Origin of the sequence: Streptomyces sp. enrichment culture, assembly GCF_964273255.1 — a bacterium.
Taxonomy (GTDB): Bacteria; Actinomycetota; Actinomycetes; order Streptomycetales; family Streptomycetaceae; genus Streptomyces.
In genome coordinates, this window is record NZ_OZ186835.1 from 4,176,652 (window position 1) to 4,199,309 (window position 22,658).

The following is a 22,658-nucleotide window of genomic DNA, read 5'->3' on the forward strand; positions in this document are numbered from 1 at the left end:
CGCAGCTCGAAGCCCCGGTCGGGATCTCCCGGCCGGGGCTTCGACGTGTCGTGCTGTGCGGCAGCGAAGCACAGCAACTGCTTCGGATCTTGCTTCCCAAGGTGCTTGCCCGGTTCGCCCCGCGCGCGATGCCCCGGTGCCGCCCAGGCCGCCGGCGTCTGCCTCCGTCACTTGTCCGCTCGGTAGAGCTTGATGTCCCTGTTGACGAAGAGATGGACGTAGCCGCACCGCCAGCAGATCAGCCCGGTGGCGCTCTCATTGGCCCAGGCCAGCTTCATGAACTCCATGCCGGTGCTGTTGAGCAGGACTTCCCGCTCGCGGAACAGGTCTCCCCGGCAGATCTGGCAGGTGAGCCAGGCTTCCCCCAGTGCTGCACGTACCGGCTTCGCCATCGAGTGAACGCCCCCGTCCTTGCCGTGTTGACGGAACGAGACTACGAGGCAGCCCGAGCCGCTCACAGTCCGGGGAGGGCGCAGCAGCGTCGTCTCGACGGGTCTGCCGTCCGGCGGCCGAAGATGCGGCGGAGGAGCCAACGTGCCCTCCGCAGGGAGCTGCGCCACAGCAGCGAAGTACAGCGACCACCATGTCGTGCGGCAGCGAAGCACGCCCCGGGGCAGAGCGCACCGCGGGCTTGCCGGGCCGGCGGGAGTGGGGTGCTGGACGGCTGGACGGTCAGGCGGCGGGCAGGCTGTGCCACCAGTGACCGCAGCCGTCGCGGCAGAAGCGCTCACGGCGTCGCGCGTCGGCGATCGCGAGCACCGCCATCAACAGCCTGAACGCCTTGCGGCGTTCGTCGACAGGCCCGAGACCGGCGATCTTGCCCAACTGCTCGCCGATCCGGCCCCGCGAGAGCAGCACCGCGGGCGTGTGCGTGGGGCGCAGCCCGGCACGGCGGATGCTCTCCGGTGCGTCCTCGGCGACGGCGCGGGCCTGGACGCAGTGATGGCGCAGGAACAGCAGTACCTCGGACTGCTCTTCCCGGCCGAGGCTGTCGAACCATGCGAGGCCCTGGGACATCGGGCGCAGCCCCTGGGCCAGTTCGTTGAGCAGGACGTCGCGTTCGTGCATGACTCCCTCCCGGGGGGGGGCGGACCCGGACCGACCCGTAGCGGTGACCAGGACGCCGAACGGCACCGCCGGATCGGTCGCGTCCTGGGAGGCGTCGGGCCCACGGTGGTCCGCAGCGGGTGCAGGGCGTCGAGGAGGTACGCCCGCGCACGGCGCCTACAGGGTGGACGCCCAGATGAGGACCCCCACGGGAACGAGGCCGGACACGAGGCCGAGGCACAGGCATGCGGAGGCCAACACCTTGAACGCCTTGTGCTGTTGAGCTCGGCATGCCGCACAGCACGTGAAGCTGATGATGGCGAGACACGGCAGGAACACGAAGACGAACGCCAGTCCTGCCATTGTTTCCCCCACCCCCCGAGCATGTGGCCCCTGTGCAGGGGGAAATTACAGCAGCCACCGCGACCGCACGCGGAAAGCCGGCGTGCCGCGCGCTCACGGGGCCTCCGGCCCGCCGCCCGCCGCGCCGTCTCGGTCCAGTCGCTGCCCCATGCGCGCCGACCGCTGGTTGTGGGCCCTGGTGTCCCACCACTCCTCCAGCAGCGCCCGGACCAGGTGGACGAGTGGGGCCAGGCGGGCCGGGTCCGGGGCCGGGGAGGTGAGGACGTCCGTGAAGGAGCGGTCGGACAGCGGGAGGGTGAACGCCCAGCGTTCGCGGGGGCGGTCGGGGCGTTCCACCGTGAGGCGGTAGGCCGGCACGGGGTGGCCGTCCGGAGGGTGGGTGACCGTCAGGGCGTCGACACCGAACCGGGTGCCGCCGTCACCGGTGGTGTACGAGCGGGCGAGGACCCGCTCGGCCGGAGGCCGTGCCGCCGTCATTCGGTGGAACGCAGCGCTTTGGCGTAGCAGCGGCTCTCCTCGTGGAAGCGGTAGTAGCCGAACGGCTCGCAGGGCTCGTAGCCGCTGGAGGTGTACAGGGCGATGGCCTCCGGCTGCTTGGTGCCGGTCTCCAGGACCATGCGGACGCGGCCGGCGGCGCGGGCGTCGGCCTCCAGGGCGGCCAGAACGCGGCGGGCCAGGCCGCGGCCCCGCATGGGCTCGATCACGTACATGCGCTTCAGTTCCGCGTCGCCGTCCCGGTTGCCCTCGCCGTTGGCGTTCTGCGCGCGCCAGCCGCCGGAGGCGACGGGGACGCCGTCGTCGTCGTAGACGATCAGGTAGGTGCCGTTCGGGGGTGTGAAGTCCGCCGGGTCCATGGGGGTGGCGTCGCCACCGTCGCCGTAGCGGATGTCGTATTCGGCCTGTACCTCGGCGTCCAGCTTCACGGCGTCGGGGTGGTCGTAGGGGACTGGGCGGATGTTCATGTCGAGCACGGTAAAACACGACCCCGGGTGAGCAGCAGCACTAATTCGGTCCGGAATTGGACCTTGTCCAGGGTAGCGGTATGGTGCCCCGGTGCTCACTGTGACCTCTGTCAACGTCAATGGTCTGCGTGCCGCCGCGAAGAAGGGCTTCGTGGAGTGGCTGGCCGGGACCTCCGCCGATGTGGTGTGCCTGCAGGAGGTGCGCGCGGAACCGCACCAGCTGCCCGAGCACGTGCGGGAGCCCGAGGGGTGGCACGTCGTGCACGCGCCCGCGGCGGCGAAGGGGCGGGCAGGGGTCTCCCTGTACACCCGGCGCGAGCCCGACCGTGTGCGGATCGGATTCGGCTCGGCCGAGTTCGACGGCAGCGGGCGGTACGTGGAGGCGGACCTGCCCGGCGTGACGGTCGCCTCCCTGTACCTGCCCTCCGGCGAGGTCGGCACCGAGCGGCAGGAGGAGAAGCTGCGCTTCATGGGCGAGTTCCGCGCCCACCTCAAGCTGCTGCGGGACCGCGCCGCGGACGAGGGGCGCGAGGTCGTGGTGTGCGGCGACTGGAACATCGCCCACGAGCAGGCCGATCTGAAGAACTGGCGGGGCAACACCAAGAACTCGGGCTTCCTGCCCGAGGAGCGGGAGTGGCTGTCCCGCGTGCTCGACCCGGACGACGGCGGGTACGTCGACGTCGTGCGGGCGCTGCACCCGGACGTCGACGGGCCCTACTCGTGGTGGTCGTACCGCGGGCGGGCGTTCGACAACGACAGCGGGTGGCGCATCGACTACCAGATGGCGACCCCCGGGCTCGCCGGCCGGGCGGTCAAGGCGTACGTGGAGCGGGCCGCCACGCACGCCGAGCGGTGGTCGGACCACGCGCCGGTGACCGTGGTCTACGGCGCCTGACGTTCCCCGGCGACCGTGCCGTACGGCGCCGGACGTTCCCCCGTGCCCGTGGTCTACGGCGCCTGAGGCTCACCGGTTCCGCCGGTCTCCGGCTGCCTGCGCCGCCGCCGGTCCAGCGCCAGGGACAGCTCCGAGTCGACGACGCTGCGGGCCAGCGGGCGCAGGCGGTCCAGGGCCTCCTCGGGGGCGTGGCGCAGGATGAGGTCGGCGAACAGGTCGGCCAGGGCGTCGGCGTGGGTGCGGACCACCGCGCCGGCGTGCAGGACCTCGGCCAGCGGGATGCCCTCGCGGACCAGGGCGGAGGAGACGTCCAGCAGGCGGCGGCTGATGTGGACGATCTCCTGGCCGTCGGTGCCCAGGTAGCCGAGCTCCAGGGCCGCCGCCAGGTTCTCCGGGGTCACCTGTCCGGCGAAGCGGTCGGCGAGTTCCTCGGGGGTGAGGCGGACCGGGGTCTCCTCGGTGGGGGCGCCCACGCCGAGGAGTTCGCCGACGTCCCGGCCGTGGTCGAAGGCCTCGGCGAGTTCGGCTATGCCGTTGAGGGTGTGGCCGCGTTCCAGCAGGGCCGTGATGGTGCGCAGGCGGGCCAGGTGATGGTCGTCGTACCAGGCGATGCGGCCCTCGCGGCGGGGCGGCGGGATCAGCTTGCGTTCGCGGTAGAAGCGCAGGGTGCGCACCGTGATGCCCGCCAGCCGGGCCAGCTCCTCCATGCGGTACTCGCGCCGCTCGTGCCCCTCGTGCCCCTCGTGCCGTTCGTGCCCCTCGTGCCGCTCACCGGGTTCCCTGCCGTCTTCTGCCACATCAGCAGCCTAGAGCCTGCTTCCGCCGTCCCGCCCGCCCGGGAAGCGGGCCTGCCTACCGGCGGTAACTTTCCCTCCCCGACCCCTACCCATCAGTACGGCGCTGCTCTACGCTCCCCATTGCGCCAGTGTTCACTGGCAGGGTTCTTGAGCGATGCGTGGAGGCTTTGGGATGGCCGAGCACGAGCATGTACGGGTCGCGGTGGTCGGGTCGGGATTCGGCGGTCTGGGGGCCGCCGTGCGGCTGCGGCGCGAGGGGATCACCGACTTCGTCGTCCTGGAGCGGGCGGGCAGCGTCGGCGGCACCTGGCGCGACAACAGCTACCCCGGTTGCGCCTGCGACGTGCCGTCGCACCTGTACTCCTTCTCCTTCGCGCCGAACCCCGACTGGCCCCGCTCCTTCTCCGGCCAGGAGCACATCCGCGCCTATCTGGAGCACGTGACCGACGCGTTCGGCCTGCGCCCCCACCTCCGCTTCGACTCGGAGGTGAAGCGGATGGTGTGGGACGCCGAGCGGCTGCGCTGGGACATCGAGACCAGCAGCGGCAGCCTCAGCGCCGACGTCGTCGTCTCCGCCACCGGGCCCCTGTCCGAACCGAAGGTCCCGGACATCCCCGGACTCGACACCTTCCCCGGCAAGGTGTTCCACTCCGCCCGCTGGGACCACGACTACGACCTGCGCGGCAAGCGGGTCGCCATGGTCGGCACCGGGGCGTCCGCCATCCAGATCGTGCCCTCGATCCAGCCGCTGGTCTCCCGGCTCACCCTCTTCCAGCGCACCCCCGCCTGGGTCCTGCCCCGCGTCGACCGGCCGATCGGCGCCGCCGAGCGTGCCCTGCACCGCACGCTGCCCTTCACCACCCAGCTGCGCCGCGGACTGCTCTGGGGCGTGCGGGAGCTGCAGGTGCAGGCGTTCACCAAGCACCCCGGGCAGCTCGGCTTCGTGGAGCAGCTGGCCAAGCGCAACATGGGCCGCGCCATCAAGGATCCGGCCCTGCGTGCCAAGCTCACCCCGGACTACCGCATCGGGTGCAAGCGGATCCTGCTGTCGAGCACCTACTACCCGGCGCTCGCCGAGCCCAACGTCGACGTCGTCGCGAGCGGCCTGCGGGAGGTGCGCGGCTCCACCGTGGTCGCCGCCGACGGGAGCGAGGCCGAGGTCGACGCGATCGTCTTCGGCACCGGGTTCCACGTGACCGACATGCCCATCGCCGAGCGGGTCGTCGGCGCGGAGGGCAAGACCCTCGCCGAGACCTGGGAGGGCGGGATGCAGGCGCTGCGCGGCGCGGCGGCGGCCGGCTTCCCCAACTGGATGACGATCATCGGGCCGAACACCGGCCTCGGGAACTCCTCCATGATCCTCATGATCGAGTCCCAGCTGAACTACCTGGCCGACTACCTGCGTCAGCTCGACGTCCTGGGCGGCCGGGTCGCCCTCGACGCCCGCCCCAGCGCGGTGCGCGCCTGGAACCACCGGGTGCAGGAGCGGATGAAGCGCACGGTGTGGAACACCGGCGGCTGCACCAGCTGGTACCTCGACGCGAGCGGCCGCAACACCACCATCTGGCCGGGCACCACGAGCGAGTTCCGCCGCGAGACCCGGCGGGTCGACCTCGCCGAGTACGCGGTGCTGCGGGCCTCCGCGGCGTCCGCCGCCGCTCCGGCCGGTGCCGGTGACACCACGGAGGTGGGCGCGTGAGCCGGCCCGCACACGTCACCGCCGGGCCGTACGCCCCGCCCGCACCGGTGAGGGAACTGACGGTCGTCTCCGCCGACGGCGCCCGGCTGCACGTCGAGACGCACGGGCCCGACGGGGCGCCGGCGGTCGTCCTGGCCCACGGCTGGACCTGCTCGACCGCCTTCTGGGCGGCGCAGATCCGCGAACTGGCCACCGACCACCGGGTCGTCGTCTACGACCAGCGCGGCCACGGCCGCAGCCCGGCCAGTGCCGCGTGCAGCACCGACGCGCTCGCCGACGACCTGGAGGCCGTGCTCACCGCGACCCTCGCACCCGGTGAACGGGCCGTCGTCGCCGGGCACTCCATGGGCGCGATGACCGTCCTGGCCGCCGCCGGCCGGCCCGCCCTCACCGCCCACGCGGCGGCCGTCCTGCTGTGCAGCACGGGCAGCGCCCGCCTGGTCGCCGAGTCGACCGTGGTGCCCATCCGCCCGGGCCGGCTGCGGACCGCGCTCACCCGGCGCGTCCTCGGCTCCCGGCTGCCGCTCGGCCCGGTGACGCCGATGGCCCGCCGCATCCTCAAGTACGGGACGATGGGCCCCGGTTCGGCACCGGACATGGTCGACGCCTGTGCCCGCATCGTGCACGCCTGCCCCCGGCAGGTGCGCCACGCCTGGTCCCACGTCCTCGACCTGCTCGACCTCGACGACCGCGTACGGGAGTTGAGGGTGCCGACGCAGGTCCTCGTGGGGAGCGCCGACCGGCTCACCCCGCCCGTGCACGCCCGGTCGCTGGCCGCCGCGCTGCCGCACTGCCTCGGGCTCACCGAACTGCCCGGCATCGGCCACATGACGCCGGTCGAGGCGCCGGACGAGGTCACCGGGATGATCCGCGCCCTGGTGAGCACCCACCTGACGGCCGGGCCGGCGGCCGCGGCACCCGCCCCGGCCGCGGCAGAAGCGCCGGAGGTGTCCGGGGGGACGGCACCGTCCGCAGCGCCGGCGGCACCGTCGGCGCCGGCCGTACCCATCGCACGCACCGCACCCGCAGCAGCACCAGTGGAGGAGACCGCATGAGCAGGGTCAGTCTCGAAGGACGGGTCGCCGTCGTCACCGGAGCGGCGCGCGGCGTGGGCGAGTTGCTGGCCCGCAAGCTGTCCGCGCGCGGCGTGAAGGTCGCGCTGGTCGGTCTGGAGCCGGACGCGCTCAAGGACGTCTCGTCCCGGCTGCACAGCGACAGCGACCACTGGTACGCCGACGTCACCGACCACGAGGCGATGACCCGGGTCGCGGCCGAGGTCAGGGAGCGGTTCGGGCGGGTCGACATCGTGGTCGCCAACGCCGGTGTGGCGACGGGCGGTCCGTTCGCCGACTCCGACCCGGACGCCTGGCGGCGGGTGATCGAGGTCAACCTCATCGGCTCGGCGGTCACCGCCCGCGCCTTCCTGCCGCTGCTGACCGAGTCCCGCGGCTACCTGCTCCAGATCGCCTCCCTCGCCGCGATCACCCCGGCGCCCATGATGTCGGCCTACTGCGCCTCCAAGTCCGGTGTGGAGGCGTACGCGCACAGCCTGCGCCCCGAGGTCGGGCACCGCGGGGTGAAGGTGGGCGTGGCGTACCTGTCGTGGACGGACACCGACATGGTGCGCGGGGCCGACCAGGAGGACGTCATGCGGGAGTTGCGGCAGCGGCTGCCGTGGCCGACGAACAAGACGTACCCGCTCGGTCCCGCCGTGGACCGGATCGTGGCCGGGATCGAGCGGCGCTCCGCGCACGTCTACGGGCAGTGGTGGCTGCGCGGGATGCAGGGCGTGCGCGGCTACCTGCCCGGGATGATCGGGACCGTGGGCCAGCGGGAGATGCGGCGCTTCGCGGACCGGCTCACCGGGATGCGGACGGGGCTGGTCGGAGCGGGCGGCAGCGCCGACGAGGAGCACCGCGTCACGCAGCGTAGGTGATCGACATGCGCAGGGTGACTGCCCGTGTGAATCTGGTCGGGCCAGATCCCCTCACCCCCCACGGGAGTGAACCCACATGGGTATGAAGGACCAGTTCCAGGAGAAGTCCGAGCAGTTCCAGCAGCAGGCCAAGCAGAAGGCCCAGCAGGGCAAGGAGCAGCTGCAGAACCGCGGCCGTCGTCGCGACGACGACATGGACAACCCGCGCCGGCGGCAGGAGCCCGAGGAGCGGATGGACCGCGACCGCGAGGTCTGACGGACCGCACGAGGCGGAGTGACGCAGGAAGGGGCGCCCCGAGGGAGGCGCCCCTTCTCCGTGCGTCCGGCCGGGAGACGGTGCTCCCCGGGCATGGTGCTCCCCGGGCACAGTGCTCTCCACGCACGGTGCGCCCCGGACACGGTGCGCCCCGGACACGGTGCGCCCCGGACACGGTGCTCCGCGAACCCCCGGCGGCCGGCGGGCGAACCCCGGCGGCCGGGGCCCCTACGTCCTCGGCGGCAGCTTCGGACGGGAGCGGTCGGGCAGGCCGCGGCGGGCGGGGGGTGTGGCCGGCGGCTCGGACTCCAGGAGCTCCAGGGCCAGTCGGACGGCGTCGTCGAGCTGGGCGTACCGGCCCTCCGCCCAGTCCAGCGGGGTGCGCAGCGCTTCCAGGTCGGGCGCGACGCCGTAGTTCTCCACGGACCACCCGTAGGCGTCGAACCAGGCCGCGTTCATCGGCACCGTGATGACCGTGCCGTCGCCGAGCCGGTGCCGTCCGGTCATGCCGACGACGCCGCCCCAGGTGCGCTGGCCGACCACCGGGCCGAGCCGCAGCAGCTTGAACGCGGCGGTGATCATGTCGCCGTCGGAGCTGGTGGCCTCGTCGGCGAGCGCCACCACCGGCCCGCGCGGGGCATTGGAGGCGTACGACACCGGCTGGGCGTCGCGGGTGAGGTCCCATCCGAGGATGGTGCGGGTCAGTTTCTCCACGACGAGTTCGCTGATGTGGCCGCCGGCGTTGCCGCGCACGTCCACGATGAGGGCGGGGCGGGACACCTCCATGCGCAGGTCGCGGTTGAACTGGGCCCAGCCGGAGCCGCCCATGTCGGGGATGTGCAGGTAGCCGCACCGGCCGTCGCTCAACTCCCGCACGACCTGGCGGCGTTTGGTGACCCAGTCCTGGTAGCGCAGCGGCCGTTCGTCGATCAGCGGGACCACGGCGACCCGGCGCGGGGGGCCTTCGCCGCCGGCGGGCGCGAAGGTCAGTTCCACGGTGGTGCCGCCGGCGCCCGCGAGCAGCGGGAAGGGGCCGGTCACCGGGTCCACGGGGCGGCCGTCGACGTGGGTGAGCACCGCGCCCTCGCGGATGCCGGTCCCGGCCAGCGGGGAACGGGCCCGGGAGTCGGAGGCGTCGCCGGGCAGGATCCGCCGGACCGTCCAGCCCTCCTCGCGCGGTACGAGGTTGGCGCCCAGCAGGCCCTGGCGGCGCTGGTAGTGCGGGGGGCCCTCGTTGCGCCGGGCGGCGCTGACGTAGGCGTGGGAGGTGCCGAGTTCGCCGAGCACCTCGCGCAGCAGGTCGGCGAAGTCGTCGGGGGAGGCGACCCGTTCGACCAGCGGGCGGTACTGGTCCAGGACGGCGTCCCAGTCGATGCCGCACATGCCCGGGTCCCAGAAGTAGGCGCGGATCAGCCGCCCGGCCTCCTCGTAGGACTGCCGCCACTCCGCGGCCGGGTCGACCTCGTGCAGGATACGGCGGGCGTCGATCCACACCGTGGAGTCGCTGTCGCCGGGTTCGGTGGCGGGCACCGCGCGCAGTTCGCCCTCGTCGGCCACGACCAGCCGGGTGCCGTCGCCGCTGACCGCGAACACGTCGAGGTGGTCGACGAGTTCCGTCCTGCGGGCCTTGCCGATGTCGAAGTGCTCCAGGGTGGGCCGGCCGCTGGTGTCGTCCGGGTTGGCGAAGGTCTCGCCGAGCGCCCCGGAGATCGGCCAGCGCAGCCACACCAGCCCGCACCCGGCGACGGGGTGCAGCGCCGAGTACTTGGACGCGGCCACCGGGAAGGGCGTGACCCGGCTCTCCAGGCCCTCGGTCTCCACGGTGACGGTGCCGTTCTCGCCCTCCGCCGCGTCCTCGCGCTCCACCGGGTCCAGCCCGCCCGCGGCCGGGCGGCCCTCCGGGTTCAGCGCGAACGGCGAGGGGGTCGCCGAGGACAGCGGGACGAGGTACGGGCGGCAGCCGAGCGGGAAGGACAGGTCGCCGGTGTGCACGTCGTAGACGGGGTCGAAGCCGCGCCAGGACAGGAAGGCCAGGTAGCGGCCGTCTCGGGTGAACACCGGACTCTCGTCCTCGAAGCGGCCGTTGGTGACGTCGACGACGAGCCGGTCCGCGAGCCGGGCCAGTTTGATCTGTCGCAGCGACCGGCCGATGCCCGGGTGGGACCAGGTCAGCCACATCCCGTCGGGGGAGAAGGCCAGGTCGCGCACCGGGCCGTTGAGGGAGCGGATCAGCTCGGTGACCTCCGCGCCGTCGCCGCCGCCGCCCTCCCCGCTGCCCCCGTCGCCGTCCCCGCCGGTGCCGAGCAGCAGCAGCCGTCCGTCGTGGGCGGCGACGGCGAGCCGCTCGCCCTCGCGGTCCGCGACGAGTTCCAGCACCCGGCCCAGCCGTCCGGCGGCGAGCCGCCGGACGGGACGCTGGCCGCTGGCGCGGGGCAGGGAGGCGATCTCGACGGCGTCCTCGCCCTCGGCGTCGGTGACGTAGGCCACCTGCCCGGTCGCGCCGAGCATCTCGGGCAGGCGGACCCGTACGCCCGGGGTGTCGGTGAGGGTGCGGGCGGGGCCGTCGCGGTGGGTGAGCCAGTACAGGCTGCCGCGGACCACGACGGCGCTGGCCCGGCCGGTCTCGTCGACGGAGAGGCCGTCCAGGTGCTGTGCGGCGGGCACCTGGTGGCGGCGGCGCCCGGCGCGCGGGCCGCTCAGGCGCACGTCGAGGCGGTGCGGGAGGGCGCCGGGGGACAGGTCGTCCACCATCCACAGGTCGCCGGCGCAGCTGTAGACGACCCGGGTGCCGTCACTGGAGGCGTGCCGGGCGTAGAAGGCGTCGTGGTCGGTGTGGCGGCGCAGGTCGGTGCCGTCGTGGGCGCAGGAGTAGAGGTTGCCGACGCCCTCGTGGTCGGAGAGGAAGGCGATCCGGCCGCCGACGAACATCGGGGAGTGCAGGTGGCCGTCGATGCCGTCGAGGAGCCGGGTGCCGTGCAGCCACAGCCGGCCGGTGGCGCCGCCCCGGTAGCGCTTCCAGGAGGCGGGTTCGTGCGGCGGGGTGCCGGTGAGCAGCAGGGACTTGCGTTCGCCGTCGATCTCGGCGGTCTGGATGTCGCTCACCGGGCCCCAGGGCAGCTTGCGGCCGGGGCTGCCGTCGCAGGGGAGCTTGTAGGCCCAGGTGAAGTAGGAGAAGGGTTCGCCGTGCGAGGCGACGGCGAGGATCTCGGCGTTGCCGTGTTCGTCGGGCGGCTCCCAGCCGCAGACCCGGGTGTCGTCGCTGCCCCAGTAGGTCAGCCGGGTGGCGGGGCCGCCGTCCACGGGGATCACGTGCACCTCGGGGTCGAGGCTGTGCCAGCTGGTGTACGCGATGTGCCGGCCGTCGGGGGAGAAGCGGGGGTGGCCCAGTTTGGTGCGGTCCACGGTCAGCCGCCAGGCCCGGCCGGGCCGGTCCAGCGGCGCGATCCACAGGTCGTCCTCGGCCACGAAGCACAGCAGGTCGCCGGAGAGGTGCGGCAGGCGCAGGTAGGTCACCCTCCCCATGCTTTTCCGGGGGGTGTGCGCGGGCAAGTCGGCCGATCCGGGGCATTCGGGTGGGGTGGGCCGTGATGCCGTGCCGCAGGAGGGAGGGGCCGTGACGCAGAACACGTACGAAACGGTTTCGTTCCCTTAGTGGGCGGCGGTATCGTCGTCACGTGTACGAAACCGTGTCGTTCGCACGGTGCCAGGGACGGAAGGTGAGCGGGATGACGGAGACGGCGGCCCCACGTCGCAGCCGGATCACGCCCGAGCGTGAGGCCGAGCTGTACGCGGCCGTGCTCGACCTGCTCCGCGAGGTCGGCTACGACGCCCTCACCATGGACGCCGTCGCCGCCCGCACCCGGTCCAGCAAGGCCACGCTCTACCGCCAGTGGGGCGGCAAGCCGGAGCTGGTGGTGAAGGCGATGCGGTCCCAGCAGCCGGGCGGCATCGCGGACATCGACACCGGCTCCCTGCGGGGCGACCTGCACGCGATCATCATGCGCGAGGACGACTGCGCCATGGAGCAGAACGCCGCCCTGATGCGGGCGCTGTCCATGGCGATCCAGGCGAACGGGGACCTGCGCCAGGCGTTCAAGGAACTCCTGGTGGAGCCCGAGGTCGTGGAGTTCAGCCGCATCCTCCGGCGGGCGATCGACCGCGGCGAGGTCAGATCCGACAACCCGGCCCTGTCGTACATGGTGCACATGCTGGTCGGCGCGTTCGCCACGCGGACACTGATCGACGACCTGCCACCCACGCGGGAGTTCCTGGCCTCGTACATCGATGCCGTGGTCCTGCCCGCACTCGGCGTCTCCCCACGCTGATCCGGCGGCCGCCCCGGCCGCCACACCCCCTTCACTGACCGCACCCCCGGTCAGCCAGTACCTGACGCCTCCGCTCACGTCGTCGGGCCGTACGTCCCTGCCCTGAAAGAACCACGACTGACCGGGAGACCTCCCTCGTGGCCACATTCCTCTATCGACTCGGTCGACTGTCCTTCCGGCGACGGCACTTCGTCGCCCTGATCTGGGTCGCCCTGCTCGCCCTCGCCGGCGTCGGCGCGGCCGGTGCACCGGTGGCCGGGAACAGCTCGTTCTCCATCCCCGGCACCGAGGCCCAGAAGGCCTTCGACCTGCTCGAGGAACGCTTCCCCGGCACCAGTGCCGACGGAGCGACCGCACGCGTCGTCTTCAAGGCGCCCGACGGCGAGAAGGTGACCGACGCCGCCCACAAGGCGACCGTCGGGGACACCGTCGAGGAGCTGTCCGGCGGCTCCGAGGTCGCCCGCGTCACCGACCCCTACCAGGGCGGCGGCGTCAGCCAGGACGGCGGCATCGCCTACGCCTCGGTGACCTACAAGGTCTCCGGCATCGAACTGGAGGAGTCCTCCCGCGACGCCCTGCTGGCCGCCGCCGAGGACGCCCGCGACGCCGGGCTGACCGTGGAGATCGGCGGTGACGCCCTCCAGGCGATCCCGGAGACCGGGGCCGCCGAGGTCATCGGCATCGGTGTCGCCGCGGTCGTCCTCGTCATCACCTTCGGCTCCCTGCTCGCGGCCGGACTGCCGCTGCTCACCGCGCTGATCGGCGTCGGCATCGGCGTCGCCACCATCACCGCGCTGGCCGTCACCCTGGACCTGGGCTCCACCACGTCCATCCTGGCCACGATGATCGGCCTCGCGGTCGGCATCGACTACGCCCTGTTCATCGTCTCCCGCTACCGGGGCGAACTCGCCGAGGGCCGCGAACGCGAGGAGGCGGCCGGCCGGGCCGTCGGCACCGCGGGCTCCGCGGTCGTCTTCGCCGGCCTCACCGTCGTCATCGCCCTGGTCGGCCTGTCCGTGGTCAACATCCCGATGCTGACCAAGATGGGTGTGGCCGCCGCCGGCACGGTCGCCATCGCCGTGCTGATCGCCCTCACCATGATCCCCGCGCTGCTCGGCTACGCCGGACGCCGGGTCCGCCCGGCCGGCGCCAAGAGCAGGCTGCTCGGCGGAGGCCGCTCCGCGGACAAGCCGCAGCGCGAGAACATGGGCACCCGCTGGGCGCGGTTCGTGATCCGCCGGCCCGTCGCCGTGCTGCTGCTCGGCGTCGTCGGCCTCGGCGCCGCCGCCGTGCCCGCCGGCTCCCTGGAGCTGGGCCTGCCCGACGACGGCTCCCAGCCGACGTCCACCACCCAGCGCCGCGCCTACGACCTGCTCTCCGAGGGCTTCGGCCCCGGCTTCAACGGCCCGCTCGTGGTCGTCGTCGACGCCAAGGGCAGCGACGACGCCCAGGGTGTCTTCGAGCAGACCGGCAAGCGGATCGAGGCACTCGACAACGTCGTGGCCGTGGCCCCCGCCGCCCCCAACAAGGCCGGCGACACCGCCACCATCACCGTCATCCCCGAGTCCAAGCCGTCTTCCGTGACCACCGAGGACCTGGTCCACGACATCCGCGACGCCGGGAAGGACCTGCGGTCCGACACCGACGCCGAGGTCCTGGTCACCGGCGCCACGGCGATGAACATCGACGTGTCGGAGAAGCTCAACGACGCCCTCGTGCCCTACCTGATCCTGGTCGTCGGCCTGGCCTTCCTGCTGCTGATCGTGGTCTTCCGTTCGATCCTCGTCCCGCTGAAGGCGGCCCTCGGCTTCCTGCTGTCGGTGATGGCCGCCCTCGGTGCCGTCGTCGCGGTCTTCCAGTGGGGCTGGCTGTCCGGCCTGATGGGCGTCGAGGAGACCGGCCCGGTGATGTCGATGATGCCGATCTTCATGGTCGGCGTGGTCTTCGGCCTGGCGATGGACTACGAGGTCTTCCTCGTGACCCGCATGCGGGAGGCGTACGTCCACGGCGAGAAGCCCGGCCAGGCCGTCGTCACCGGCTTCCGGCACGGCGCCCGGGTGGTGACCGCCGCCGCGGTGATCATGATCGCGGTCTTCTCCGGCTTCATCGGCTCCAGCGAGTCCATGGTCAAGATGATCGGCTTCGGCCTCGCGATCGCGGTCCTCTTCGACGCCTTCGTCGTCCGCATGGCGATCGTCCCGGCCGTGCTGGCCCTGCTCGGCAAGCGCGCCTGGTGGCTGCCGGCGTGGCTGGACCGGATCCTGCCCAACGTCGACGTCGAGGGCGACGGGCTGCGCACCGGCTCCGAGAAGGAGAAGGGCGACGAGGACCGGGAGCTGGTCAGGACCTGACCGCCCCCCCGAGCGGCCGTGCGACGGCCGCCGCACACCAGCCGGTGAGGGTTCCCGTGGGGACGGGGGCGCCCTCACCGGCTTCCCACCGGCCGGCGGGCCGGGCACGGCGACCCCCGGTCGCCCGCCCGGCCCGCCGGCCGCTACCGTGCCCCGCATGACCACCGCCGCCACCGGCCCCGCCCCCGACGGCTCCGCGGCCCACCCCCGCTTCGCGCAGGCGCTGCGGGACCTCGGCCTGGAGCACCTGATCGCCGAGGTCCGCCGCTTCCCCGACGCCACCCGCACCGCCGCCGAGGCCGCGGCGGCCGTCGGCTGCGAACTCAGCCAGATCTGCAAGTCCCTCATCTTCGCCGCTGACGGGCTGCCCGTGCTCGTCCTGATGGACGGCTCCTCCCGCGTCGACCTCGAAGCGGTACGACGGGAACTCGGCGCGCAGAAGGTCACCCGCGCCAAGGCGGACGCCGTCCGCGAGGCCACCGGCTACGCCATCGGCGGCGTCCCGCCCTTCGGCCACCGGACGGCCACCACCCGGGTCCTCGCCGACCGCTCCCTCCTGCAGCACGACCTCGTCTGGGCGGCGGCCGGCACCCCGTACACCGTCTTCCCGATGGAGCCCAGGACGCTCGTCGCCCACGCCGGCGGCACGCTGGTGGACGTGCGCGAGCGCCCGGGACGGCCCTGACACCCGGCCTTCGGGGCCGCGTGCGCCCGGTCCCTCGTGGGGCCGCGGCGCGCGGACCGGTGGTGCGTGGGGTCAGTGAGGCTGTTCGCCCGAGACGACAGCCACCCGCCACGTGCTCGCCCCGCCCGTCACGCGCATCGCGAGCCGCTGCGGTTCCCCCCGGGTGTGCACGCTGCCCCCGGTGTGCACGATGCCCACGACGGGCACGCCGTCACAGGCGAGCCGGCGGGACGAGCCCCGCCCGCCGCGGTCGACGAGCGTCACCTCACCCGGGCCGGTGCACCCGGCGTACACCGTGTAGGCGGGGTCCGCGGGCGTGAAGTCGGGCAGGTCCCGGTTGCCGGCCCCGACGGTCTCCGCCACCAGCACCTCGGCCCCGTCGGGAACCTCCAGCTCGGGCGGCTGCGCCGCGTCAGCCGACGGGCCGGACGGCCCGTGGGAGGCCGGGGAGCGCGTCTCCCGAGGCAACGGGGCGGGACCCGGGGAGGAGTCGGTGTACCCACCGACGAGGAGGCACACCAGGGCGGCGGCCGAGAGCGTGGACGAGGGACGACGACGCACGTGGGGTCTCCCATGAGGACGAAGGCCGGCGCGGGGGCGCCTGACCGGCCGGAGCGGGGCGGACGGGGGCATCAGGCGTACGTCATGCACTGTTTGCCGGTCGCTGTGGTGGCGGGTGGGGCGCCGGTGGGACCCGTTCCCGTGGCCGCTTCCCGTCCGCATGCCGTGGTCGCCGCGTTGTCCACCCGTGGTGGATGGTGTGGTGCAGGTGGCGCAGCCCCGTTCGGGCGGAATGCCGAGGGGACCGGATCGTGCCCCGTGGTCGGCGGGGCGAGGAGAACGTATCCGGCGTTCCCCCCGAACCGCAGGGGCAGGTTCGTGACTGGCGGGAAAGCGACGCGCGGGCAAAAGGGGCACGAGGTGGCATAAGCGCGGTGAAGCGTTGGCTCCGCCGACGGGGAGCGGGTCGGCGGCCTCGGGGCCGGGACGGCAGGGGCGGGTGGGCCGGTCCGGCCCCGGGGGATCCCGGGCCTTCCGGGCGGGTGCGCGCGCACGGAGCCGGGCGCACCCTGGAACTAGGGATTCCGGAGGTGATCGTCATGACGCACACCGTTGTGGGCTGGCACGTCGAGCTCGAGTTCAGCGAGGACGACCAGCACACCCGAGCGGCCGCGATGGTCCGGCTGCCCGACGGCTCGGAGGTACGGGCACGCGGGCACGCGGTGCGGCACCACACGGACGCGAATCAGCCACGGGTGGGGGAGGAGATCGCCGGGGCCCGGGCGTTGAACGAGCTGGCGATGCAGTTGCTGACCAAGGCGCACGGGGAGATCGACGAGGCGTCGGGGCGCATCTCGCACCCGATCCACGTCTGACCGCTCCCGTCCGGGCACGTGCACCGGTGTCCGCCCGGCCGCGCTGGCCGGGCGGACGGCCGGAGGCGCGGCCAGGCGGTCGGGAGGACGTCCGGCGGGGCGGTCGTGCGGCCGTGTCACCGACCGGTCGCGGTCGTGCCTTGCCGCCGGGCGGTCGTGCGGACCGGTCAGGTGCCGAGGCAGGCGCGGAGTGCGCGGATGAGGGACTGCGCCCTGGGGTCGGCGGTGACCGACCTGCGGAAGCCGTTGGTGACGTAGCCGAACGCGATGCCGGATTCCGGGTCGGCGAAGCCGAGGGGGCCGCCGCGGCCGGGGTGGCCGAAGGAGCCGGGGCCGAGGAGCGGCGAGGCGCTCCCGTGCAGCATGAAGCCGAGACCGAACCGGGTGCCGACGACCAGCACGCGGTCGGGGCCGGCCGACTCCTGCGTGCGGGCCCGGTCCACCGTGGCCGGCCCGAGGAGGCGGGTGCCGTCGACCGGGCCGATCAGCGCGGCGTGGAAGCGGGCCAGCCCGTCCGCCGTGGCGATGCCGTTGGCGGCGGGCAGGACGGCCGCGTGGAAGGCCGGGTCGTTCTGGTCCGGGGACGGGGTGATCGCCGCGAAGGCCCGGCGGGTGAGGGAGGCCGGGTCGGCGTACGCCTCGGTCACCGCCGGTTTGGGGCGGGCCCGGAGCGCACCGGCCGGTTCGGCGCCCTCGATCCGGCCCACCCGGCCCACCCGGTGGGCCTGCGCCTCGGGCAGCCCGACCCAGAGGTCCAGGCCGAGCGGGCCGGCGATCTCGGCGGCGATCCACTCGCCGGTGTTCCGCCCGGTCACCCGCCGGACCAGGGCGTCGGCCAGCCAGCCGTACGTCAGCGGGTGGTAGCCGTGGTCGGTGCCCGGCTCCCAGGCGGGCGTCTGCGCGGCCAGCGCCTCGTCCGCCCGGAGCGGGTCGGACGCCTCGCCCGGGGTGAGCGGCCGGTCCAGCACCGGCAGACCGGCCCGGTGGCCGAGCACGTGGCGGACGAGCACGCCCTCCTTGCCGTGGGACTTGAACTCCGGCCAGTAGTGGCCCACGGGCGCGTCCAGGTCCAGGATCCCGCGTTCGTGCAGCATCAGCAGGACGGTCGCGGCGACGCCCTTGGTCGCCGAGCGCACCACCTGGGCCGTGTCCCGCCGCCAGGGGGCCGTCCCGTCGACGTCCTGCGTCCCGGCCCACAGGTCGACGATCCGCCGGCCGTCGCGGTACACGACGAGCGCCGCGCCCCGTTCCCCCAGCACGGTGACGTTGCGGGCGAACGCCTCGGCCACGCGCTCGAAGCCCTCGGCCACCGTGCCGTGCACCTCCACGCCTGCGTCCGGGGCCGGGTCCGGGTCCGGGTTCGGGTTCATTGCCGCATCCGCGTTCACGTCCGCCGTCCCTTCGCTCGCCTGTGACAGTGGGTGCAACGGACGCCGTCCGCCTGCGATTCCAGGGCCACGGCCACCCGGCGCGATCGTTACGCCGCCGTTGCCCCCGAAGCCGGGCCGGGCCCGGTCCTCTTCCTCTCCTGCCGGTCCTGTCTCCCCTCCCGGGCGGGACGGCATCCGGAGGGGCGTGTTCCGCTCTTTGGTGGGACATTGGACGGGGGTGGGTACACGGGTGACACGGCACAGCTGAAGAAGCGCACCGCGAAGGGACCCACGATGTCCGTAGTCGAGCAGTACGCGCGAGCCCACATCGTCACGGACGCGGACCCGCTGCTGGGCGACCGCGGAGCCGTCCCCGTGGTGCTGAGGTACGACCCCGAGTCCGACCCCCGTTCCGTCCGCATCGCCCTGCCGGGTTCCGGGCCGCGCGAGTTCGTCGTCCCCCGGGAACTGCTGGAGCAGGGACTGCGCATGCCGGTGAGCCACGGTGACGTGCAGGTGTGGCCGTGCGGGCGGGTGCAGACCGTGGTCGAGTTCCACACCGCGCGCGGGGTGTCGGTGGTGCAGTTCGAGAACAAGGTGCTGGCCCGCTTCCTGCACCGCACGCACTCCGCCACGGCGGAACCCGTCCCGCACTGAGGCGGCGGCCGTGCCCGGTCGCTCCCACGGGAGCGGCCGGGCACCGTGCGGCGGACAGCGGACAGCGGACGGCGGACAGCGCACCGTGGACCGCGGACGCGGGATGCGGGACGACGGCCGGACGCCGTCCCGCCCTACGGCTCGGCCGCCCCGTCTCGTCCGCCCGCCTCAGTCGCCCCGCCTCAGTCGCCCCGCCTCAACCCTCCCCGCCTCAGCCGCCCCGCCTCAGCCGCCCAGCTTCAGCAGCGACGCCACGATCGGCCCCGCCGACGAGCCGCCGTGCCCGCCCTGCTGGACGACCGCCGCGGCCGCCACGTCCCCGCGGTACGCCGTGAACCAGCCGTTGGGCTTCTTCTGCCCGTCCACTTCCGCAGACCCGGTCTTGGCACCCTTGTCACCCGGAACCCCGGCCATCGCCTCCGCCGCCGTGCCGGAGGTCGCCGTGTACGCCATCAGGTCCCGCAACTGCGCCGCCGTCCCCGGTGACATGGTGCGCGCGGCCTTCGCCAGCGTCCGCCCGTCCACCTCCGGCGAGACCAGGTACGGCTGACGGAACACGCCCGCCTTGACCGTCGCCGACACCGACGCCATGTTCAGCGGGTTCATGCGCACCCCGCCCTGGCCGATCAGGGAGGCCGCCATCGACGCGTCCGACTGCACCGGCACCGAGCCGTCGAACGTGGCCACCCCGACCTGCCAGTCGTTCTTCGACAGCCCGAACACCTGCTGGGCCTGCTTGGTCAGGTCGTCGTTCTTCAACTCCGGCGCCTGGCTGATGAACGCGGTGTTGCAGGAGCGGGCGAAGCTGGCCCGGAACGTGCCGTCCTTGATCTGGAACTTGTCGAGGTTCTGGAACTTCCAGCCGCCGTAACTGAAGTACTTCGGGCACGGGTGCTTGTCGTCGACGCCCGCCAGGTTCTTCTCCAGCAGCATCGAGGCCGTGACGACCTTCATCGTCGAGCCGGGGGCCAGCGAGCCCTGGAACGCGGTGTTGAAGCCCCGCGAGGAGTTCGCCGCCGCGAGGATCTCCCCGGTCGACGGGCGCACCAGCACCACCGACGCCCGGGGCTTCCTGGCGACCTGCTCCTCGGCGGCGGCCTGGAGCTTCGGGTCCAGCGTGGTCTCCACCGTGCCCGGCGTGCCCTCGCTCAGTGCCAGCAGCGTCTTGTCGGACAGCTCCGCCTTCTCGGACGCCGTGCCGCGCACCACCCGCAGCTCGATGCCCGCCGTGCCGCCCGCCGTCTTGCCGTACTTCTCGCGCAGCCCGTCCAGTATCAGGCCCAGGCTCGGGTACGCCCGGGTCAGCTCACCGCCGTCCCGGTCCAGCGCCTTGACGGGCGGGGTGCCCGACTCCCCGGTGACCAGCCGGTCGCCGTCCTTCAGGTCGGGGTGCACCACCGACGCCCGCCAGGCGACCCTCGGTTCGCCGTCCGCGGCATCGCGGACGACGGTCAGCGCGCTGTCGTAGGCCAGCGGCTTGCTGATCTCCCCGTGCTCCACCGTGCCCTTGACGGAGAAAGGCACCTTGTCCCCGGCGGGCGCGGACGGGGTCAGTGCCACGTCCGTGACTCGGGCGTCCTTGGTGTAGCCGGTGAGGAGGGCGGTGGCGGCCTTCGGGTCGTCGGTCAGGGCGGCGGCCTCGCGCACCTCGCCCTTCTGCCATGCGGTGAGGAACCGCTCGGCCGTCCCGGTGACCTCGGCGGCGGTGAGCGGGCCGGTCCTGACCTTCTCCGCCTGCTGCGCGGACGCCGAGCGGGTACCGTCCTCGGCGGCGGCACCGCCCCCGAACAGCGCGTAGGCGCCGACCCCGGCGCCCCCGACCACCACGGCGATCATCCCGCCGAGCACGGCGGGTCTCGTCTTCCGTCGCTCGACGACGCGCTTCCTGTTGCCCACTGCTGTCCGTTCCTCCGCTGCTCGCCGGGCCCCCCGCAGCCCCTGGGGTGTGCCGGCACCGGCCCATGGCGTCGCGCTGCCCGGCCTCGGGCGCGCAAGGACGTTTCCTGGTGCCGTCGTGACGGGCCTGTGCACACACGACGGCCCCACCCTAGAGTCCCCGTGCGGAACCGGCCCGCTCAGCCCGCTGCTCGTAGCACGGCTGCGACAATCGGGCCGGCCGCGTCGCCGCCGTGCCCGCCCTGCTGGGCCATGGCCGCCGCCGCGACGTCGCCCCGGAAACCGGTGAACCAGCTGTCCGAGGTGGCGTTGCCGTCGACCTCCGCTGAGCCCGTCTTCGCCCCGATGTCGCCACTGAGCCCGGCCATCGCCTGCTGCCCGGTGCCCTGCGTCGCGGTGAGCCGCATCATCTGCTTGAGCTGGGCCGCCGTGCCGGCCGACAGGCCCTGGGCCTGCGCCAGTTGACGCCCGTCCAGCCGGGGGGAGACCAGGTACGGCTGCCGGAAGGTGCCGGTGATGGCGGTGGCCGTCACCGAGGCCATGGTCAGCGGGTTCATCTGCACCTGGCCCTGCCCGATGGCGTTCGCCGCGCGGTCCGGTCCGCTCACCGCCGGCACCCGCCCGTCGAAGGAGGCGATGCCGGTCTTCCAGTTGTCCCGGCCCAGCCCGAACCGGTTCTGTGCCTCCTGGGTGAGGGAGTCGTCGGTGAGCGGCTTCTCGTCGATCAGCTTGATGAAGGCGGTGTTGCAGGAGCGCAGGAAGCTGTTGGCGAGACTGGCGTTCTCGTTCGGCTGCAGCCCGCTGATGTTCTTGAAGGTCTGGCTCTGCCAGGTCGCGGTGGCGGGGCAGGGTGCCGGGCCGTTCATCGTGGTCACGCCGTGGTCGATGAGCATGGCCGCCGTCACGATCTTCATGGTGGAGCCGGGGGCGACCCGGCCGAGGAAGGCCGCGTTGAAGCCGTCCTCGCGCTGGTTGGCCATGGCCAGCACCTCACCGGTGCTCGGCTGCACCGCCACCACCGAGGCGTTGCGGTACGGCTTCACCGCCTCCTCCGCCGCGGCCTGCGCCGCCGCGCTGAGCGTCGTACGGAGCTTGCCCGCCCTGCCCTTCTTCAGGGTCACCAGCGGGGTGTCGGCGGGCGTCTCTCCCGAGGCGTCCCCCGCGTGCCGGATCACCAGCTCGACGCCGGGCGAGCCGCCCGCCTTGTCGCCGTACTTCTCACGCAGCGTGTCCAGCACCGGGCCCAGCGACGGGTAGTCGGCCTTCGTGAGCACCGTGCCGTTCCGCCCCACCGCCTCGATGGGCGGCTGTTCCGACTTCCCGGTGACCAGGGTGTCGCCCTCCTGCAGATCCGGATGCACCACCGACGGCTCCCAGTCCACCAGCGCCCGCCCGGTCGACTTCCCGCGCACCACCGTCAGTTCGCTCGCGTACTCCAGCGGCGCGGTCCTGCCGTCGAACGTCACGGTCGCCCGGACGCGGAAGGGCACCGTGGCCCCCGTGGGCGTGCCCGGGGTGATCTTCACGCCGGAGATCCGGGCATCGTCCCCGTAGGCCTCCAGCAGCGCGTCGGCCTCCTGCGCGTTGTTGGTCAGCGCCGCCGCCTGCTCCGCCCGCCCCTTCTCCCAGGCAGTGAAGAACGCCCGGGACGCCTCCTTCACCTCGCGCCCGTCCGGCGGCCCGGACCGCGCTACTTCCGCCGACGCCCCCGCCCCGCCGTCCCCGCCGATCGCCGACACGAAGGTGTATGCGCCGTACCCGGCCCCGCCGACCATCGCGGCGAACACCCCGCCGACGACGGCGACCCTGACCCCCTTGCCCATCGGGCGACTCCCCTCCCCACCGGTCCCCCCACGCTGTGTGGACGTGTACATGAGGCCCGATGCCCGAGCACTCTACGCACGGTGCGTGACGGGAGCGCCACCGTTTCCGTTCGGTGGCCGAAGCGAAAGGGGGCCGTATGCGGGCGGCAGACGGGCCGGTGGTCAGGGGTGGTGGTCCTGGCCGGGAAGGGAGCGTCTCGACCGGATAGAAGGTGGCGCC

20 protein-coding genes are annotated in these 22,658 nt (G+C 73.4%); 10 read left to right on the forward strand and 10 right to left on the reverse strand.

Annotated elements, in window-relative coordinates; translation table 11 throughout:
• Window positions 1-167: 167 nt before the first annotated feature.
• The 4 genes from ACSU53_RS18125 to ACSU53_RS18140 all read right to left on the reverse strand — a co-directional run bounded on the left by ACSU53_RS18125 (window position 168) and on the right by ACSU53_RS18140 (window position 2,372).
• Complete coding sequence (locus tag ACSU53_RS18125; protein ID WP_437029020.1) at window positions 168-392, reverse strand: hypothetical protein; 225 nt, start codon at window positions 390-392, stop codon at window positions 168-170.
• Window positions 393-672: 280 nt separating this feature from the next.
• Window positions 673-1,068, reverse strand: a complete 396-nt coding sequence (locus tag ACSU53_RS18130; RefSeq protein ID WP_437029022.1) for a DUF5958 family protein — start codon at window positions 1,066-1,068, stop codon at window positions 673-675.
• 435 nt (window positions 1,069-1,503) lie between these two features.
• Window positions 1,504-1,887, reverse strand: coding sequence for a hypothetical protein (locus ACSU53_RS18135; protein ID WP_437029024.1), 384 nt, complete (start codon window positions 1,885-1,887; stop codon window positions 1,504-1,506).
• Entirely contained in the window at window positions 1,884-2,372 is a 489-nt protein-coding gene (locus ACSU53_RS18140; RefSeq protein ID WP_437029026.1) for a GNAT family N-acetyltransferase, read from the reverse strand. Before ACSU53_RS18140 ends, ACSU53_RS18135 begins: the two co-directional genes overlap by 4 nt.
• Before the next feature lie 91 nt (window positions 2,373-2,463).
• Between ACSU53_RS18140 and ACSU53_RS18145 the strand changes: the two genes are divergently transcribed.
• Window positions 2,464-3,267, forward strand: a complete 804-nt coding sequence (locus tag ACSU53_RS18145; RefSeq protein ID WP_437029028.1) for an exodeoxyribonuclease III — start codon at window positions 2,464-2,466, stop codon at window positions 3,265-3,267.
• 53 nt (window positions 3,268-3,320) lie between these two features.
• Here ACSU53_RS18145 and ACSU53_RS18150 read toward each other — a convergent pair whose 3' ends face one another.
• A complete protein-coding gene (locus ACSU53_RS18150) occupies window positions 3,321-3,974 on the reverse strand; it encodes a MerR family transcriptional regulator (protein WP_437033265.1) in 654 nt (217 codons plus the stop codon).
• A gap of 262 nt (window positions 3,975-4,236) precedes the next feature.
• Here ACSU53_RS18150 and ACSU53_RS18155 point away from each other — a divergent pair, with 262 nt between their 5' ends.
• The 4 genes from ACSU53_RS18155 to ACSU53_RS18170 all read left to right on the forward strand — a co-directional run bounded on the left by ACSU53_RS18155 (window position 4,237) and on the right by ACSU53_RS18170 (window position 7,955).
• Window positions 4,237-5,763: a flavin-containing monooxygenase gene (locus ACSU53_RS18155; RefSeq protein WP_437029030.1), complete on the forward strand. Its 1,527-nt coding sequence runs from the start codon at window positions 4,237-4,239 to the stop codon at window positions 5,761-5,763.
• Window positions 5,760-6,818 carry an alpha/beta fold hydrolase gene (locus tag ACSU53_RS18160; protein WP_437029032.1) on the forward strand — a complete coding sequence of 353 codons (1,059 nt, stop codon included), beginning with the start codon at window positions 5,760-5,762 and terminating at the stop codon, window positions 6,816-6,818. The genes ACSU53_RS18155 and ACSU53_RS18160 overlap by 4 nt, the downstream gene beginning before the upstream one ends.
• A complete protein-coding gene (locus tag ACSU53_RS18165) occupies window positions 6,815-7,699 on the forward strand; it encodes an SDR family oxidoreductase (protein ID WP_437029034.1) in 885 nt (294 codons plus the stop codon). The genes ACSU53_RS18160 and ACSU53_RS18165 overlap by 4 nt, the downstream gene beginning before the upstream one ends.
• A gap of 76 nt (window positions 7,700-7,775) precedes the next feature.
• The gene (locus ACSU53_RS18170; protein ID WP_437029035.1) at window positions 7,776-7,955 is read left to right on the forward strand and encodes a hypothetical protein; all 180 of its coding nucleotides are present in this window, start codon (window positions 7,776-7,778) and stop codon (window positions 7,953-7,955) included.
• Between the two features lie 228 nt (window positions 7,956-8,183).
• On the opposite strand, the gene ACSU53_RS18175 is transcribed toward ACSU53_RS18170, so the two are convergent.
• Window positions 8,184-11,468: a S41 family peptidase gene (locus ACSU53_RS18175; protein WP_437029037.1), complete on the reverse strand. Its 3,285-nt coding sequence runs from the start codon at window positions 11,466-11,468 to the stop codon at window positions 8,184-8,186.
• Between the two features lie 212 nt (window positions 11,469-11,680).
• On the opposite strand from ACSU53_RS18175, the gene ACSU53_RS18180 reads away from it, so the two are divergent.
• From ACSU53_RS18180 to ACSU53_RS18190, 3 genes are all read left to right on the forward strand, one after another.
• Window positions 11,681-12,280, forward strand: a complete 600-nt coding sequence (locus ACSU53_RS18180; RefSeq protein WP_437029039.1) for a TetR/AcrR family transcriptional regulator — start codon at window positions 11,681-11,683, stop codon at window positions 12,278-12,280.
• Window positions 12,281-12,417: 137 nt separating this feature from the next.
• A complete protein-coding gene (locus ACSU53_RS18185) occupies window positions 12,418-14,631 on the forward strand; it encodes an MMPL family transporter (protein WP_437029041.1) in 2,214 nt (737 codons plus the stop codon).
• A gap of 157 nt (window positions 14,632-14,788) precedes the next feature.
• On the forward strand, window positions 14,789-15,316 hold the full coding sequence (locus ACSU53_RS18190; RefSeq protein ID WP_437029043.1) for a YbaK/EbsC family protein: 528 nt from the start codon (window positions 14,789-14,791) through the stop codon (window positions 15,314-15,316).
• Window positions 15,317-15,388: 72 nt separating this feature from the next.
• Here the strand turns inward: ACSU53_RS18190 and ACSU53_RS18195 are convergent, their stop codons facing one another.
• Entirely contained in the window at window positions 15,389-15,877 is a 489-nt protein-coding gene (locus ACSU53_RS18195) for a hypothetical protein (protein ID WP_437029045.1), read from the reverse strand.
• 539 nt (window positions 15,878-16,416) lie between these two features.
• Between ACSU53_RS18195 and ACSU53_RS18200 the strand changes: the two genes are divergently transcribed.
• On the forward strand, window positions 16,417-16,692 hold the full coding sequence (locus ACSU53_RS18200) for a DUF1876 domain-containing protein (protein WP_437029047.1): 276 nt from the start codon (window positions 16,417-16,419) through the stop codon (window positions 16,690-16,692).
• Window positions 16,693-16,859: 167 nt separating this feature from the next.
• On the opposite strand, the gene ACSU53_RS18205 is transcribed toward ACSU53_RS18200, so the two are convergent.
• Window positions 16,860-18,062, reverse strand: coding sequence for a serine hydrolase domain-containing protein (locus tag ACSU53_RS18205; protein ID WP_437029049.1), 1,203 nt, complete (start codon window positions 18,060-18,062; stop codon window positions 16,860-16,862).
• 294 nt (window positions 18,063-18,356) lie between these two features.
• Here ACSU53_RS18205 and ACSU53_RS18210 point away from each other — a divergent pair, with 294 nt between their 5' ends.
• A complete protein-coding gene (locus tag ACSU53_RS18210; protein WP_437029051.1) occupies window positions 18,357-18,719 on the forward strand; it encodes an SsgA family sporulation/cell division regulator in 363 nt (120 codons plus the stop codon).
• A 225-nt stretch (window positions 18,720-18,944) separates the two neighbouring features.
• On the opposite strand, the gene ACSU53_RS18215 is transcribed toward ACSU53_RS18210, so the two are convergent.
• Window positions 18,945-20,615, reverse strand: coding sequence for a penicillin-binding transpeptidase domain-containing protein (locus ACSU53_RS18215; protein WP_437029053.1), 1,671 nt, complete (start codon window positions 20,613-20,615; stop codon window positions 18,945-18,947).
• A 179-nt stretch (window positions 20,616-20,794) separates the two neighbouring features.
• A complete protein-coding gene (locus ACSU53_RS18220) occupies window positions 20,795-22,438 on the reverse strand; it encodes a penicillin-binding transpeptidase domain-containing protein (protein WP_437029055.1) in 1,644 nt (547 codons plus the stop codon).
• Window positions 22,439-22,658: the final 220 nt, after the last annotated feature.